Origin of the sequence: Micromonospora sp. WMMD734, from assembly GCF_049178975.1 — a bacterium.
GTDB lineage: Bacteria > Actinomycetota > Actinomycetes > Mycobacteriales > Micromonosporaceae > Micromonospora > Micromonospora wenchangensis.
This window is the reverse complement of record NZ_JBMHMK010000001.1, coordinates 4,134,595-4,146,096: the sequence shown is the minus strand read 5'-3', so window position 1 is coordinate 4,146,096 and position 11,502 is coordinate 4,134,595. Positions and strand designations below refer to the sequence as shown.

Here is an 11,502-nt window from a genome sequence, read left to right as displayed (position 1 = left end):
GCGGGCCCACCTGCCCCTGATCCGTCGCAACAGTGAGGAGCGGACGTATGGCAGTACAGACCGGTCTGGGGGAACCCCGGGGTCCCTGGTTCCTCTCACCCGACCTGGGGCCGGACGGCCGGCACCGGTGGGACGTACCCGATCCGGGGGAGGACCCGTCCCGGCGGCGCTGGCGTGGCCGGTTGTGGACCGCCGTGGCGGTGGTCGCCCTGTCCACCGTCTCCGGGGCGGCGGCCGGCGGTTGGGTGGCCGGCCAGGGCGGGGCGGGTCCGACGGCGGCCTCCGCCGCCCCGGTGCCGGCGGAACTGGTCACCGCCGCCCAGAAGACCGTTCCCGGGGTGGTGTCCGTGCTGGTCGGCGGCGGTGCCAACGGGCAGTCGGCGACCGGCTCCGGCTTCGCCATCGACAACGAACAGCACATCGTCACCAACGACCACATCCTGGCCAAGGGGGGTGGTGGCGCGGTGACCGTGGAGATGCCCGACGGCCGCCGGTACGCCGCCGAGGTGGTGGGCCGGGAACCCGGCAGCGACCTGGCCGTGCTGAAGGTGCCGTCGGCCGCCGGGTTGGCCCCGCTGCCGCTGGCCAAGCCCCGGTCCACCCGGGTCGGCGAACCGGTGCTCGCGGTCGGCTCGCCGCTCGGCCTGGCCGGCACGGTGACCGCCGGGATCGTCAGCGCCCTCAACCGGCAGGTACGGCTGGGCACCAACCGGCGCAGCGCGGTGCAGACCGACGCGTCGATCAACCCGGGTAACTCCGGCGGCCCGCTGGTCAACGCCCGGGGCGAGGTGGTCGGGGTGAACACGGCGATCGCCACCATCGACGGCAGCGGCTCGATCGGCATCGGCTTCGCCATCCCCATCGACCAGGTGCAGCAGACCGCCGACACCATCATCGGCAAGGGCGGCTGAGCCCGGAGGACCCGGGCCGGGCCGCCGTGCCCACCGGCGCGGTGGGGTCCGGGTGGTCTTCACCCGGGTCGGGGTGATCGCGCTGCTGCTGTTCGGCGCGGTCGCCTACGCCACCGTCGGGCCCGACCACGACCGGGCCGAACCGGCACCCTCGGCGACCGTGACGCCCACCGGCGACCGGGGGCGCTAACCTCGCCGGATGGACGACGGACTACGGGTGACCGACCGGTGGACCGTGCCCGCCGCCGAGCTGCGGGAACGGTTCTCGCGTTCGTCCGGGCCGGGTGGGCAGGGGGTCAACACCACCGACTCCCGGGTCGAGCTGAGCTTCGACGTGGCCGGCACCACCAGCCTGCCCCCGGCGCTGCGCGAGCGGGTACGGGAACGCCTCGCCGGCCGGCTCGTAGACGGGGTGCTCACCATCGCCGCCAGCGAGCACCGCGCGCAACTGGCCAACCGGGAGGCGGCCCGGGAACGGCTGGTCGCCCTGCTGCGCGAGGCCGTCGCCCCGCCCCCGCCGCCCCGGCGTCCCACCCGCCCCTCCCGGGGTGCCAAGGAACGCCGGCTGGCCGACAAGAAGCGCCAGTCCCAGCGCAAACGGGACCGTCGTGCCGACGGCGACTGACCGCCGCCCGCGCCGGTCGGGTCCCGGCGGCGGCACCGTCGACGCGGTGCTGTGCGCCGGTGACGCGGTGCGGTGCGCCGGTGACGGAAAACCCGGGCCGGGGCGGGCCGGCGCTGCCTAGGCTGGCGGGCATGTCCACCGACACCCTGGTCACCCTCGCCGGCGTCACCGCGCTCGCCGGTGCCCCCGACGGGCCGAGGATCTGCGGCGGCGACGACGCCACCGACGTGATCGGCGCGGCGCTGGGTCACGGGGTCGGCCTGGTGGTGCTTCCGGTACGCCGGCTCGCCGTCGAGTTCTTCACGCTGCGTACCGGGGTGGCGGGCGCGGTGGTGCAGAAGTTCGTCAACTACCGGCTGCGGCTGGCCGTGGTCGGAGACATCTCGGGGCACGTCGGGCGGAGCACCGCCCTGCGCGACTTCGTCGTCGAGGCCAACCGGGGCGACCAGCTCTGGTTCGTCGACACCACGGCCGAGCTGGAGGAACGGCTGCGTGTCGAAGCGCTTCGCCAGGATGCGGGAGGGCGTTGAGCCGGGGCGGCCGGTCTGGTGGGATGTCCGTGGGAGCAACCGGGCCGTCACCGACCGCACGTCGTCACGTGACAGGAGTCCCCTCACCATGCTCCGAAGGCCTTTCCTCTCCGCCCTGCTCGCCGCGTTCGCGGCAGTTCCGCTCACCCTGCTCGTCGGGTTGGTCGCCACCCCGGCGGCCCGTCCCGCCGCCGCCACCCCGGTCCGCGTCATGCCGCTCGGCGACTCGATCACCGGCTCGCCCGGCTGCTGGCGGTCCCTGCTGTGGAACCGTCTCCAGTCCACCGGCCACACCGACGTCGACTTCGTCGGCACCCTCGGCCCGCAGGGCTGCGGGCAGCCGTACGACGGGGACAACGAGGGCCACGGCGGTTACCTGGTGACGAACGTCGCCAACCAGAACCTGCTGCCCGGCTGGCTCGCCGCGACCCACCCCGACGTCGTGCTCATGCACTTCGGCACCAACGACGTGTGGAGCAACATTCCCCCGGCCACCATCCTTGCCGCGTACTCGAAGCTGGTGGACCAGATGCGGGCCAGCAACCCGGCGATGCGGATCATCGTCGCGAAGATCATCCCGATGGCCCCGTCGAGCTGCGCCGAGTGCGGGCAGCGGGCGGTGGCCCTGAACGCCACGATCGACGGCTGGGCGGCGGGGAAGACCACCGCCGCGTCGCCGATCGTCGTGGTCGACCAGTGGACCGGGTTCAGCACCACCACCGACACCTACGACGGGGTGCACCCCAACGCGGCAGGCGACCAGAAGATGTCCGACCGGTGGTACCCGGCGCTGGTGGCCGCCCTCGGCGGGGTCACCCCGAGCACCACCCCGACCGGCTCGCCCACCCCGACCGGCCCGCCGAGCCCGACGGTCAGCCCCACGGTCCCGCCCACCGGGTCGCCCACTGTCGACCCGCCGACCACCTCGCCGCCGGCCGGGGTGGCCTGCACCGCCAGCTACCGGATCACCAACCAGTGGCAGGGCGGGCACCAGGGCGAGGTGACCGTCCGCAGCACCGGCACCGCACGGACCACCGGCTGGCGGGTCACCTTCACCCTGCCCGCCGGACAGCAGATCACCCAGACCTGGAACGCCGAGCTGACCCAGACCGGCAGCGCGGTCACCGCCCGCAACGTGAACTGGAACGGGGCGCTCGCCCCGGCCGCCGAGGCCACCTTCGGGTTCCTCGGCACCAACACCGGCACCGCCACCGCCCCCACGGCGACCTGCACCGCCAGTTGACCCGCCCGGGGGTCCGGGCCCCGGCCCGGACCCCCGCCCGGGTCAGCCGGCAGCCGACATGGCGTGGTCCAGGGCGGTCAGCAGGCGGGCGCGCAGCACGGCGGCCCGCTCGGCGAAGCCGCGCTGCGCCGCCGCGTACTCGGCCCTGCCCTCGGCGGTCTCCACCCGCACCGGCGGGTAACCGAGGGCGGCCAGTGAGCGCGGACGGCCTCTACGCGGTGGTGGTGCGTATCGGCGTTCCGCCAGGTGCGCCACCCTTGGCCCGGGTCGGCGGCCTCAAGGGCGTCAGCCAGGCAGCGCTGTCTTCCCAGGTCAAGAGCCAGATCCCCGCTCCTGGGCAACCTTGGAACCGGGGCAAGATGGCGGATGCTATGACGTAGCGGTGCGGAGAGGGTGTCTCAGGGGGTCATGCCCCCCCACCTTGCCGGTGGCTCCGCTCCCTCAAGCAGCGACGCACACACATCGATCAACCGGGCGCGTAGTCGGCCCGCGCGCTGCGAGAACTCGCGTTGACGAGCGATGTACTCGGCCTTGCCCTCGGGTGTCTCGATGGCCACCGTCGGTTCCCCGTAGGAGGAGAAGTCGTACGGGGACGCCTGCATGTCGAGCAGCCGGATGTCCCTCGCCAACTCGAAGCAGTCGAGCGCCAGATCCCCCGGAACCGCAGGGCCTAGCTTGGTTGCCCACTTGTGGCAGTCCATCGAGGCATGCAAGCAGCCCGGCTGGTCAAGCTCTACCTGGCTCTCCCTCGTTGGTTGGAGCCGGTTGAGGCTGACTGCGTCAGGGGTGAAGAACCGGAACGCATCGAAGTGCGTGCAGCGGATCTGGTGAGACTCGACTACCGCGTCAGTTCCCTCTTGCCCAAGTCGCAGGGGGAGCGGATGCCGATGCTCGCGTTGGCGGTACACCATCGCCCACTCGTGCAGGCCGAAGCAGCCGGTGAAGGCCGGTCGTGACGAGATGGCGGACAACAGTCGGTGGATGAAGCGCACCGACTCAGCCCGGTCGGCAAGGAACGCTGCGACGTCGAAGCTCACGATCCCGTCCGCGTCCGTGGCATACCAACGCCACTGCCGGTGTGGGGCAGAGCCGTGCGGTCCCGGTTCCAAGGAGCTGCCCACGCCGGGGTGCCACCGTCGGAGCACGGAGGGTCGGGTGCCGTAGTAGTCGTATAAGAAGTCATCGATCGCGTGGCGCTCCCTCGTGGCCTTGCGGGCGCGGTGGCCTGCGGTAAGGGAGTCGGCGCGCTTCTCGTGAGCTTCCAGGAGGGGAAGCCAGCTTGCGGCGGGGATGTTGGTCAACGGTTCGGACCCTTTTTGTCCGCTTCGTGGTCCAGCCAGGTGGCCACCCGCGCCGCGTGGGCCGCCCGCCGGGCCTGCCAGTCGGCCGCGTCGAGGGCGGCGGGGGCGAGGGCGGTGGTCACACCCCTGAGGGTACGACCGCCGCCCGCCCCCGGTCAGGGCACGTCCACCCGGACCCCGGCGGAGAACACCCCGCTGCGCAACTCCAACTGCTTCGGCTTCTGCGCGCCGTGCACGGTGAAGACCAGCGGCAACACCACCCTGCTGCCCGCCGAGACGGGCTGGGCGAAGACGTCGCGTCCCAGGTTCGCCAGCCGGGTGGCGTCCTCGTCGGTGCTCACCCAGCTGCCACCGGGCAGGTACGCGCGCTGGAGCTGACCGTGCCAGCTCTGCTGCTCCGGGGTGAGGTTGCGCACCCCGACCGTGGCCTGGCACTGCTGGCTGGCCACCCGCGCGGTGGCGCAGGCCACCCGGTAGACGGTGAACTCGAACGCCTTCTCCCGCAGCGGGGTGCCCACCGGACCGGTCATCGTGGTGCCCGTCCACGCCCCGGCAGTCGGCTGCTTGGTGGTGTCGATGGCGGCGACCTCGCGGGTGGCCGTCCAGGCGGCGGCGAAGACCACCCCGGCCAGCACCGTCGCGGCCACCCCCACCACCAGCCACACCGACGGGCTGCGGCGTCGCCTCACCTGTCCGGGTACGGCGGGGCGCGGGTACACCGTCCCGCCGCCCGGGGCCGCCGGGCCGCCCGCGTACGGCGCGGTGCCGGCCGCCACCGGCGCGGTGCCGGTCGGCTCGATCCCGCCCACCCGTCGCCGGGCCCGCCGCCACCACCAGAGCGCGCCGGCCAGCAGCGCCAGCACCACCAGGGTCGCGCCGAGCAGGATCGGCGGTTGCCGCCAGGTCGGCGTCGCGGGCACCACCGCCTCCGGGGTCGCCGCGCTGTGCCAGGTGGCCGTCGCGCAGTCGTACGGCTGGTCGCCGTCACCGGTGTACGCGCAGGCCGGCGCGGTGAGCGCCTGGCCCGGCGCGGCGGCGGCCAACGCGGTGTCCAGGGTCCGGGTCGCCCCGGCCGGTAGGACTAGCCGCCAGGTGACCTCCCCGCCCGAGCCCGCCCCACCCGGCCGGGTGACCAGGCCACCCGCGCTGACCGCGGTGGTCGAGGTGCCGGCCGGCAGCTCCTGCCGGACCATGGTCTGCACCGTCGAGCCGCCCGTGTTGCGCACCATGATCCGGTAACCCGGCACCGTGGTCGCGGCGGGTGCCACGGCCACCGTGACCTGGGGTGCCGGCCGGGGCGCGCCCGGGTTGCCGGCGGTGGTCATCCCGGGGGCGGGCGCGGTCGGGGTGACCGGCACGACCGCGCCGCTGGCCGCCACGCCGGGGGCGGCCCGCGCCGGCCGGGGAGACGGCGTCTCCCGGGCGGCGAGGTGGGCCGGTACGGCGGGGCGGGCGGTGGCCGTCGGCCGGGCCCGGGTGACCGCTTCCGCCGGTGCCGGGCCCTGTCCCGCCGGTGCCGGGCCCTGTTCCGCCAGGCCGGTGGGTGCCGCCGCCGGTGCCCGACCCGCTTGCGGGCCGGTCGACGTGGTGGCCGCCACCGGGGTGGCCGCAGGCGCGCGGGGCGCGGGGTCCGCGCCGGGCAGCGCCGGCACGGCGGCGAGAATGCCCAGGCAGTTCACGAAAACCGCGAGGGCCCTGTGGTGTCGTCTCGATGCAGGCATACCAACGAACCTCCGGAGCCGACGTTAGGAGCGCGCACCCTCCGGGCGGGTACGAAGCGCCGAACCCCGCCCGCCGCGCCGACCGATGGCCTACGCTGCGCCGACGTCCCGGTGGTCAACGGGCGACGCCGGGGGTGGGGATAGATTGGCCCGGTGCGTATCGCTCGTTTCGCTCATGCCAAGGGAATGTCGTTCGGGGTCGTCGAGGGCGAACCGGAGGCCGGGCCACAGGGCCTGACCGTCGCCGAGATCGAGGGCCATCCGTTCGGGCAGATCCAGTTCTCCGGCGCCCGGTGGGCGCTCTCCGACGTGCGGCTGCTGTCGCCGATCCTGCCCAGCAAGGTGGTCTGTGTGGGGCGTAACTACGCCGAGCACGCCGCCGAGCACGGCAACGAGGTACCGAAGGAGCCGCTGCTCTTCCTCAAGCCGTCCACCTCGGTGATCGGCCCCCGGGACGCGATCCGGCTGCCGATCTTCTCCAAGCAGGTGGAACACGAGGCCGAGCTGGCCGTGGTGATCGGCGCGCCGGGGGCCCGCCGGGTCGACCGGGCCACCGCGGCGAAGGCCATCTTCGGCTACACCTGCGCCAACGACGTCACCGCGCGGGACCTCCAGCGTTCCGACTCGCAGTGGACCCGGGCCAAGGGCTTCGACTCGTTCTGCCCCATCGGCCCCTGGATCACCACCGGGCTCGACGTCTCCGACCTTGAGGTGCGCTGCGAGGTGGGGCGCGACCCGGACGAGATGGAGGTACGTCAGCTCGGCCGGACCAAGGACATGGTCTTCGACGTGCCGGCGCTGGTGTCGTACATCTCGCACGTGATGACCCTGCTGCCCGGGGACGTGGTGCTGACCGGCACCCCGGCCGGGGTTAGTCCGCTCACGGACGGGGATACGGTCACCGTACGGATCGAGGGGATCGGCGAGCTCACCAACTCGGTGGTGCCGGTCGCCTGACCCGTACGACACCCCTGTTTCCGCAGCTCAAGGGCGGTTTGGGGGATTGGATTTGGCCTGTTGGCGCGGGGAGGGTAAAGTTCCTTCCCGGCGCCACAAGGGGCCAATGGGGTATGGGGTAATTGGCAGCCCAACTGATTCTGGTTCAGTTAGTCTAGGTTCGAGTCCTGGTACCCCAGCGCAACCGCGGGTTCACCCGAATACGCGGACGCTGGATTCTGACGGCGATCGCTCCGTCCCGTTCGTCGGGGCGAAGTTGATCTCTGATAGAGTGCAGCTTCCCCGCCCGGCAGGGCAGGGAAGCACTAGCTATGTTCTGGCCCCGTCGTCTAGTGGCCCAGGACGCCGCCCTCTCAAGGCGGTAGCGCCGGTTCGAATCCGGTCGGGGCTACAACGCTGACAGCCCGTCCCACGTTTGCCTGGGACGGGCTTCTTCGCGTCCCGGGCAGCCCCGGCCTTGCGCGTGCCCGGCCGGCCCGATCGGCCGGCCCCGGCTCGTGCGCCCAGCCCCGGCTCGTGCGGCCCGCTCGGCTTGTGCGGATCCGCTCGTGCGCCCGGCCCCGGCTCGTGCGCCCGGCCCCGGCTCGTGCGCCCGGCCCCGGCTCGTGCGCCCGGCCCCGGCTCGGCTCGTGCGGGGCTGGGCGTGCGGTGGAGCCCGCTCGGGTGGTGATGTCGCGCTGTCCCGGCCGCTGGACACCCCTGTTTCGCCACCCGGGCACCGACCTCGCCGGGATGCCGACCCCCGTCTCGGGGGCCGGGTGCCGGTGCCGTTAGACTAATGCCGCACCGCCCCACGGGGTGGTGAAGCAGGAAAAAGTGCCTGGCCCCGTCGTCTAGTGGCCCAGGACGCCGCCCTCTCAAGGCGGTAGCGCCGGTTCGAATCCGGTCGGGGCTACCACACGATCGGCCCGTCTCGCCTCGCGAGGCGGGCCGATCGCCGTTTCCCCCTCGCTTCCAGCCTCCCCCCGCGCCGCCCGCCCCGCCGGTCACACCGCCCCCGCCCCCGCCCTCGCCCCCGGCCGCGCCGACCCGCCCCTGCCACGCTCACCCTCCCCGGTCTCACCTGCGCCCCGCCGCTCTCGCCTCGGTGATCAAGAGGTTTGCGTCACGTGATCAAGAGGTTTGCGTCACTTTGATCTCTAAACATGACGCAAACTTCTTGATCACCGAGGCAGGGCGAGGCGAGGCAGGGCGCGGCAGGCGAGGCGGGGCGGGGGAGGCGGGGCAGGGCGGGGTGGGCGGGGTGGAGAGGGGGTGGGTGGTTAGAGGCCGGAGAGGCGTTGGCCGGCGCGGACGACGGCCATGGCGTGGCGTTCGCCGGGGCGGCGGCCGAGGCGTTCGATCGGGCCGGAGATGCTGATCGAGGCGATCACCCGGCCGGTGCGGTCCCGGATGGGGGCGGAGACGCTCGCCACACCGGCCTCCCGTTCGGCGACGCTCTGCGCCCAGCCCCGGCGGCGTACCTCGGCGAGGGTGCGGCCGGTGAACTTGGACCGGGGCAGCAGCGGCATGACCGCCTCGGGCGGCTCCCAGGCGAGCAGGATCTGCGCGGCGGAGCCGGCCGTCATGGGCAGCACCGAGCCGACCGGCACGGTGTCCCGCAGGCCGCTGGCCCGTTCGGCGGCGGCCACGCAGACCCGTTCGTCGGCCCGGCGCAGGTAGAGTTGGGCGCTCTCCCCGGTGGCGTCGCGCAGCGCGGCCAGGAGTGGCTCGGCGGCGGTCAGCAGGACGTCCGGTGCCGCGTTGGCCAGCTCGCCGAGCCGGGGCCCGGGACGCCATCGCCCCTGGGTGTCCCGGACCAGCATCCGGTGGATCTCCAGGGCCTGGGCCAGCCGGTGTGCGGTGGCTCGGGGCAGCTTGGTGCGTTCAACGAGTTCGGCCAGGCTGGCGCCGTCGACACAGGCGGCCAGGATGACCACCGCCTTGTCGAGCACGCCGACACCGCTCATACTGTGTCCCACAAGCCGAAATTTACCTCCCAGAATTTAGGATGTCCAGATGGTGGGAGTCACTCAACCGAGGACCCTGGCCGAGAAGGTCTGGGACGCGCACGTCGTACGGACCGCCGAGGGTGAGCCGGACCTGCTCTACATCGACCTGCACCTGCTGCACGAGGTGACCAGCCCGCAGGCGTTCGACGGGCTGCGCCAGGCCGGCCGGCGGGTCCGCCGCCCCGATCTCACGCTCGCGACCGAGGATCACAACACCCCGACCGGGTACGACGATCCCGCGTTCCGGCTGCGCCGGGGCGACCTGCTGACGATCGCGGACCCGACCTCGCGTACCCAGATCGAGACGTTGCGCCGCAACTGCGCCGAGTTCGGCCTGCGGCTGCACCCCCTGGGCGACGAGAACCAGGGCATCGTGCACGTGATCGGCCCCCAGCTGGGCGTCACCCAGCCCGGCATGACGATCGTCTGTGGCGACTCGCACACCGCCACCCACGGCGCGTTCGGTGCGCTGGCCTTCGGCATCGGCACCAGTGAGGTCGAACACGTCCTGGCCACCCAGACCCTGCCGCAGGCCCGTCCGAAGACCATGGCGGTCAACGTCACCGGTCAGCTCGCCCCCGGCGTCACCGCCAAGGACCTGGTCCTCGCGCTGATCGCGCAGGTGGGCACGGGCGGCGGACGCGGCCACATCGTGGAGTACCGGGGCGAGGCGATCCGGGCGCTGTCGATGGAGGGCCGGATGACGGTGGCGAACATGTCCATCGAGTGGGGCGCCAAGGCGGGCCTGATCGCGCCGGACGAGACCACCTTCGCGTACCTCAAGGGCCGGCCGCACGCGCCGACCGGGGCGGACTGGGACGCGGCGCTGGCCCACTGGCGGACGCTGCCCACCGACGAGGACGCGACCTTCGACGCCGAGGTGACCCTGGACGCGAGCCGGATCACCCCGTTCGTCACCTGGGGCACCAACCCCGGTCAGGGCGCTCCGCTCGGGGCGGCCGTGCCGGACCCGGAGGAGTTCACCACCGACGCCGAGCGGACCGCCGCGCGCCGGGCCCTGGAGTACATGGACCTCACCCCGGGCACCCCGCTGCGCGACCTCGCCGTCGACGTGGTGTTCGTCGGTTCCTGCACCAACGGCCGGCTGGAGGACCTGCGGGCCGCCGCCGACGTGCTGCGCGGCCACCGGGTCGCCGACGGGGTACGGATGCTGGTGGTGCCCGGCTCCGCCGCCGTGCGGGAGGCCGCCGAGGCGGAGGGCCTGGACAAGGTCTTCGCCGACGCCGGAGCGGAGTGGCGGTTCGCCGGCTGCTCGATGTGCCTGGGCATGAACCCGGACACCCTGAAGCCGGGCGAGCGTTCGGCCTCGACCTCCAACCGCAACTTCGAGGGCCGGCAGGGCCGGGGCGGGCGTACCCACCTGGTGTCGCCGCCGGTCGCCGCCGCCACCGCCGTGACCGGCCGGCTCGCCGCCCCGGCCGATCTGTAGAAGGGCAGCCGAGAGATGGACAAGTTCACCACCCACACCGGCACCGCAGCACCGCTGCGCCGTTCCAATGTGGATACCGATCAGATCATCCCGGCCGTGTACCTCAAGCGGGTGACCCGTACCGGCTTCGCCGACGGGCTCTTCCGGGCCTGGCGCGACGATCCCGCATTCGTGCTCAACAACCCGGCGTATTCCGGGGCCACCATCCTCGTGGCGGGGCCCGAGTTCGGCACCGGGTCGTCCCGGGAGCACGCTGTGTGGGCGCTGCGCGACGGGGGTTTCCAGGCGGTCATCTCGCCCCGGTTCGGCGACATCTTCCGGGGCAACGCACTCAAGGAAGGACTCCTCCCGGTCGAATTGGAACTGGCCGCGGTCGAGCAGATCTGGGACCTCGTGGAGGCCGATCCGACCACTGCGGTGACGGTCGACCTGACCACCCGTGAGGTCCGGGTCGGGGATTCCACCTGGTCGTTCCCGCTCGACGACCACAGCCGCTGGCGGCTGATGGAGGGCCTCGACGACATTGGACTCACCCTGCGGCACGTCGCCGACATTGAGGCGTACGAGGCCGGCCGACCGTCGTTCACCCCCGCCGTGGTCTAGCCGTACGCCGGGCCACGGCACCGTTTTCGCCCCCACCGGTTCATCCGGTGGGGGCGAATCCGTTACGACACAAGGGCTTTTTTCCACCGAATGTTTGTGTCCAGGCAGCACAGGGCATACGGTGCGCGCAGAATGGCTCGCGTCGAGTCAGTTGCACAATCGGGAGGAAG

The 11,502-nt window shown here is 73.0% G+C and carries 12 protein-coding genes, 3 tRNA genes and 1 pseudogene; 11 read left to right on the top strand and 5 right to left on the bottom strand.

Translation table 11 applies throughout. The features are described 5' to 3' along the window. Window positions 1–47 precede the first annotated feature (47 nt). From ACN267_RS17610 to ACN267_RS17590, 5 genes are all read left to right on the top strand, one after another. Window positions 48–911, top strand: a complete 864-nt coding sequence (locus ACN267_RS17610; protein ID WP_204956804.1) for a S1C family serine protease — start codon at window positions 48–50, stop codon at window positions 909–911. Window positions 912–963: 52 nt separating this feature from the next. Next, window positions 964–1,101 carry a hypothetical protein gene (locus ACN267_RS17605; protein WP_204956805.1) on the top strand — a complete coding sequence of 46 codons (138 nt, stop codon included), beginning with the start codon at window positions 964–966 and terminating at the stop codon, window positions 1,099–1,101. A 9-nt stretch (window positions 1,102–1,110) separates the two neighbouring features. Then, window positions 1,111–1,536 (top strand): alternative ribosome rescue aminoacyl-tRNA hydrolase ArfB, encoded by a 426-nt coding sequence (gene arfB / locus ACN267_RS17600; protein ID WP_088641642.1) that lies wholly within the window; start codon window positions 1,111–1,113, stop codon window positions 1,534–1,536. A 131-nt stretch (window positions 1,537–1,667) separates the two neighbouring features. Continuing rightward, entirely contained in the window at window positions 1,668–2,066 is a 399-nt protein-coding gene (locus ACN267_RS17595; protein ID WP_204956806.1) for a DUF4180 domain-containing protein, read from the top strand. Window positions 2,067–2,154: 88 nt separating this feature from the next. Beyond that, window positions 2,155–3,309 (top strand): cellulose binding domain-containing protein, encoded by a 1,155-nt coding sequence (locus ACN267_RS17590; RefSeq protein ID WP_421489148.1) that lies wholly within the window; start codon window positions 2,155–2,157, stop codon window positions 3,307–3,309. 42 nt (window positions 3,310–3,351) lie between these two features. Here the strand turns inward: ACN267_RS17590 and ACN267_RS17585 are convergent. The 4 genes and pseudogenes from ACN267_RS17585 to ACN267_RS17570 form a co-directional block, all read right to left on the bottom strand. Further along, window positions 3,352–3,522: pseudogene (locus ACN267_RS17585) on the bottom strand (3-methyladenine DNA glycosylase); the annotation flags it as partial. A 185-nt stretch (window positions 3,523–3,707) separates the two neighbouring features. Beyond that, complete coding sequence (locus ACN267_RS17580; protein WP_421490437.1) at window positions 3,708–4,649, bottom strand: 3-methyladenine DNA glycosylase; 942 nt, start codon at window positions 4,647–4,649, stop codon at window positions 3,708–3,710. After that, entirely contained in the window at window positions 4,607–4,732 is a 126-nt protein-coding gene (locus ACN267_RS17575) for a hypothetical protein (RefSeq protein WP_255553770.1), read from the bottom strand. The genes ACN267_RS17580 and ACN267_RS17575 overlap by 43 nt, the downstream gene beginning before the upstream one ends. A 33-nt stretch (window positions 4,733–4,765) precedes the next feature. Continuing rightward, window positions 4,766–6,331 (bottom strand): hypothetical protein, encoded by a 1,566-nt coding sequence (locus ACN267_RS17570; RefSeq protein WP_421489147.1) that lies wholly within the window; start codon window positions 6,329–6,331, stop codon window positions 4,766–4,768. A gap of 153 nt (window positions 6,332–6,484) precedes the next feature. On the opposite strand from ACN267_RS17570, the gene ACN267_RS17565 reads away from it, so the two are divergent. The 4 genes from ACN267_RS17565 (at window position 6,485) to ACN267_RS17550 (ending at window position 8,186) form a co-directional block, all read left to right on the top strand. After that, window positions 6,485–7,288 (top strand): fumarylacetoacetate hydrolase family protein, encoded by an 804-nt coding sequence (locus ACN267_RS17565; protein WP_204956810.1) that lies wholly within the window; start codon window positions 6,485–6,487, stop codon window positions 7,286–7,288. Between the two features lie 107 nt (window positions 7,289–7,395). Next, a tRNA-Gln gene (locus ACN267_RS17560) sits at window positions 7,396–7,467 on the top strand. A gap of 139 nt (window positions 7,468–7,606) precedes the next feature. Continuing rightward, window positions 7,607–7,679 (top strand) — tRNA-Glu (locus ACN267_RS17555). Window positions 7,680–8,110: 431 nt separating this feature from the next. Then, a tRNA-Glu gene (locus ACN267_RS17550) sits at window positions 8,111–8,186 on the top strand. 364 nt (window positions 8,187–8,550) lie between these two features. Here ACN267_RS17550 and ACN267_RS17545 read toward each other — a convergent pair. Next, on the bottom strand, window positions 8,551–9,237 hold the full coding sequence (locus ACN267_RS17545; protein ID WP_088646078.1) for an IclR family transcriptional regulator: 687 nt from the start codon (window positions 9,235–9,237) through the stop codon (window positions 8,551–8,553). A gap of 49 nt (window positions 9,238–9,286) precedes the next feature. Here ACN267_RS17545 and leuC point away from each other — a divergent pair, with 49 nt between their 5' ends. Together leuC and leuD are read left to right on the top strand one after the other, a co-directional pair. Next, complete coding sequence (gene leuC / locus ACN267_RS17540; RefSeq protein WP_204956811.1) at window positions 9,287–10,729, top strand: 3-isopropylmalate dehydratase large subunit; 1,443 nt, start codon at window positions 9,287–9,289, stop codon at window positions 10,727–10,729. Window positions 10,730–10,744: 15 nt separating this feature from the next. Beyond that, the gene (gene leuD, locus ACN267_RS17535) at window positions 10,745–11,332 is read left to right on the top strand and encodes a 3-isopropylmalate dehydratase small subunit (protein WP_204956812.1); all 588 of its coding nucleotides are present in this window, start codon (window positions 10,745–10,747) and stop codon (window positions 11,330–11,332) included. The last annotated feature ends 170 nt before the right edge of the window (window positions 11,333–11,502 follow it).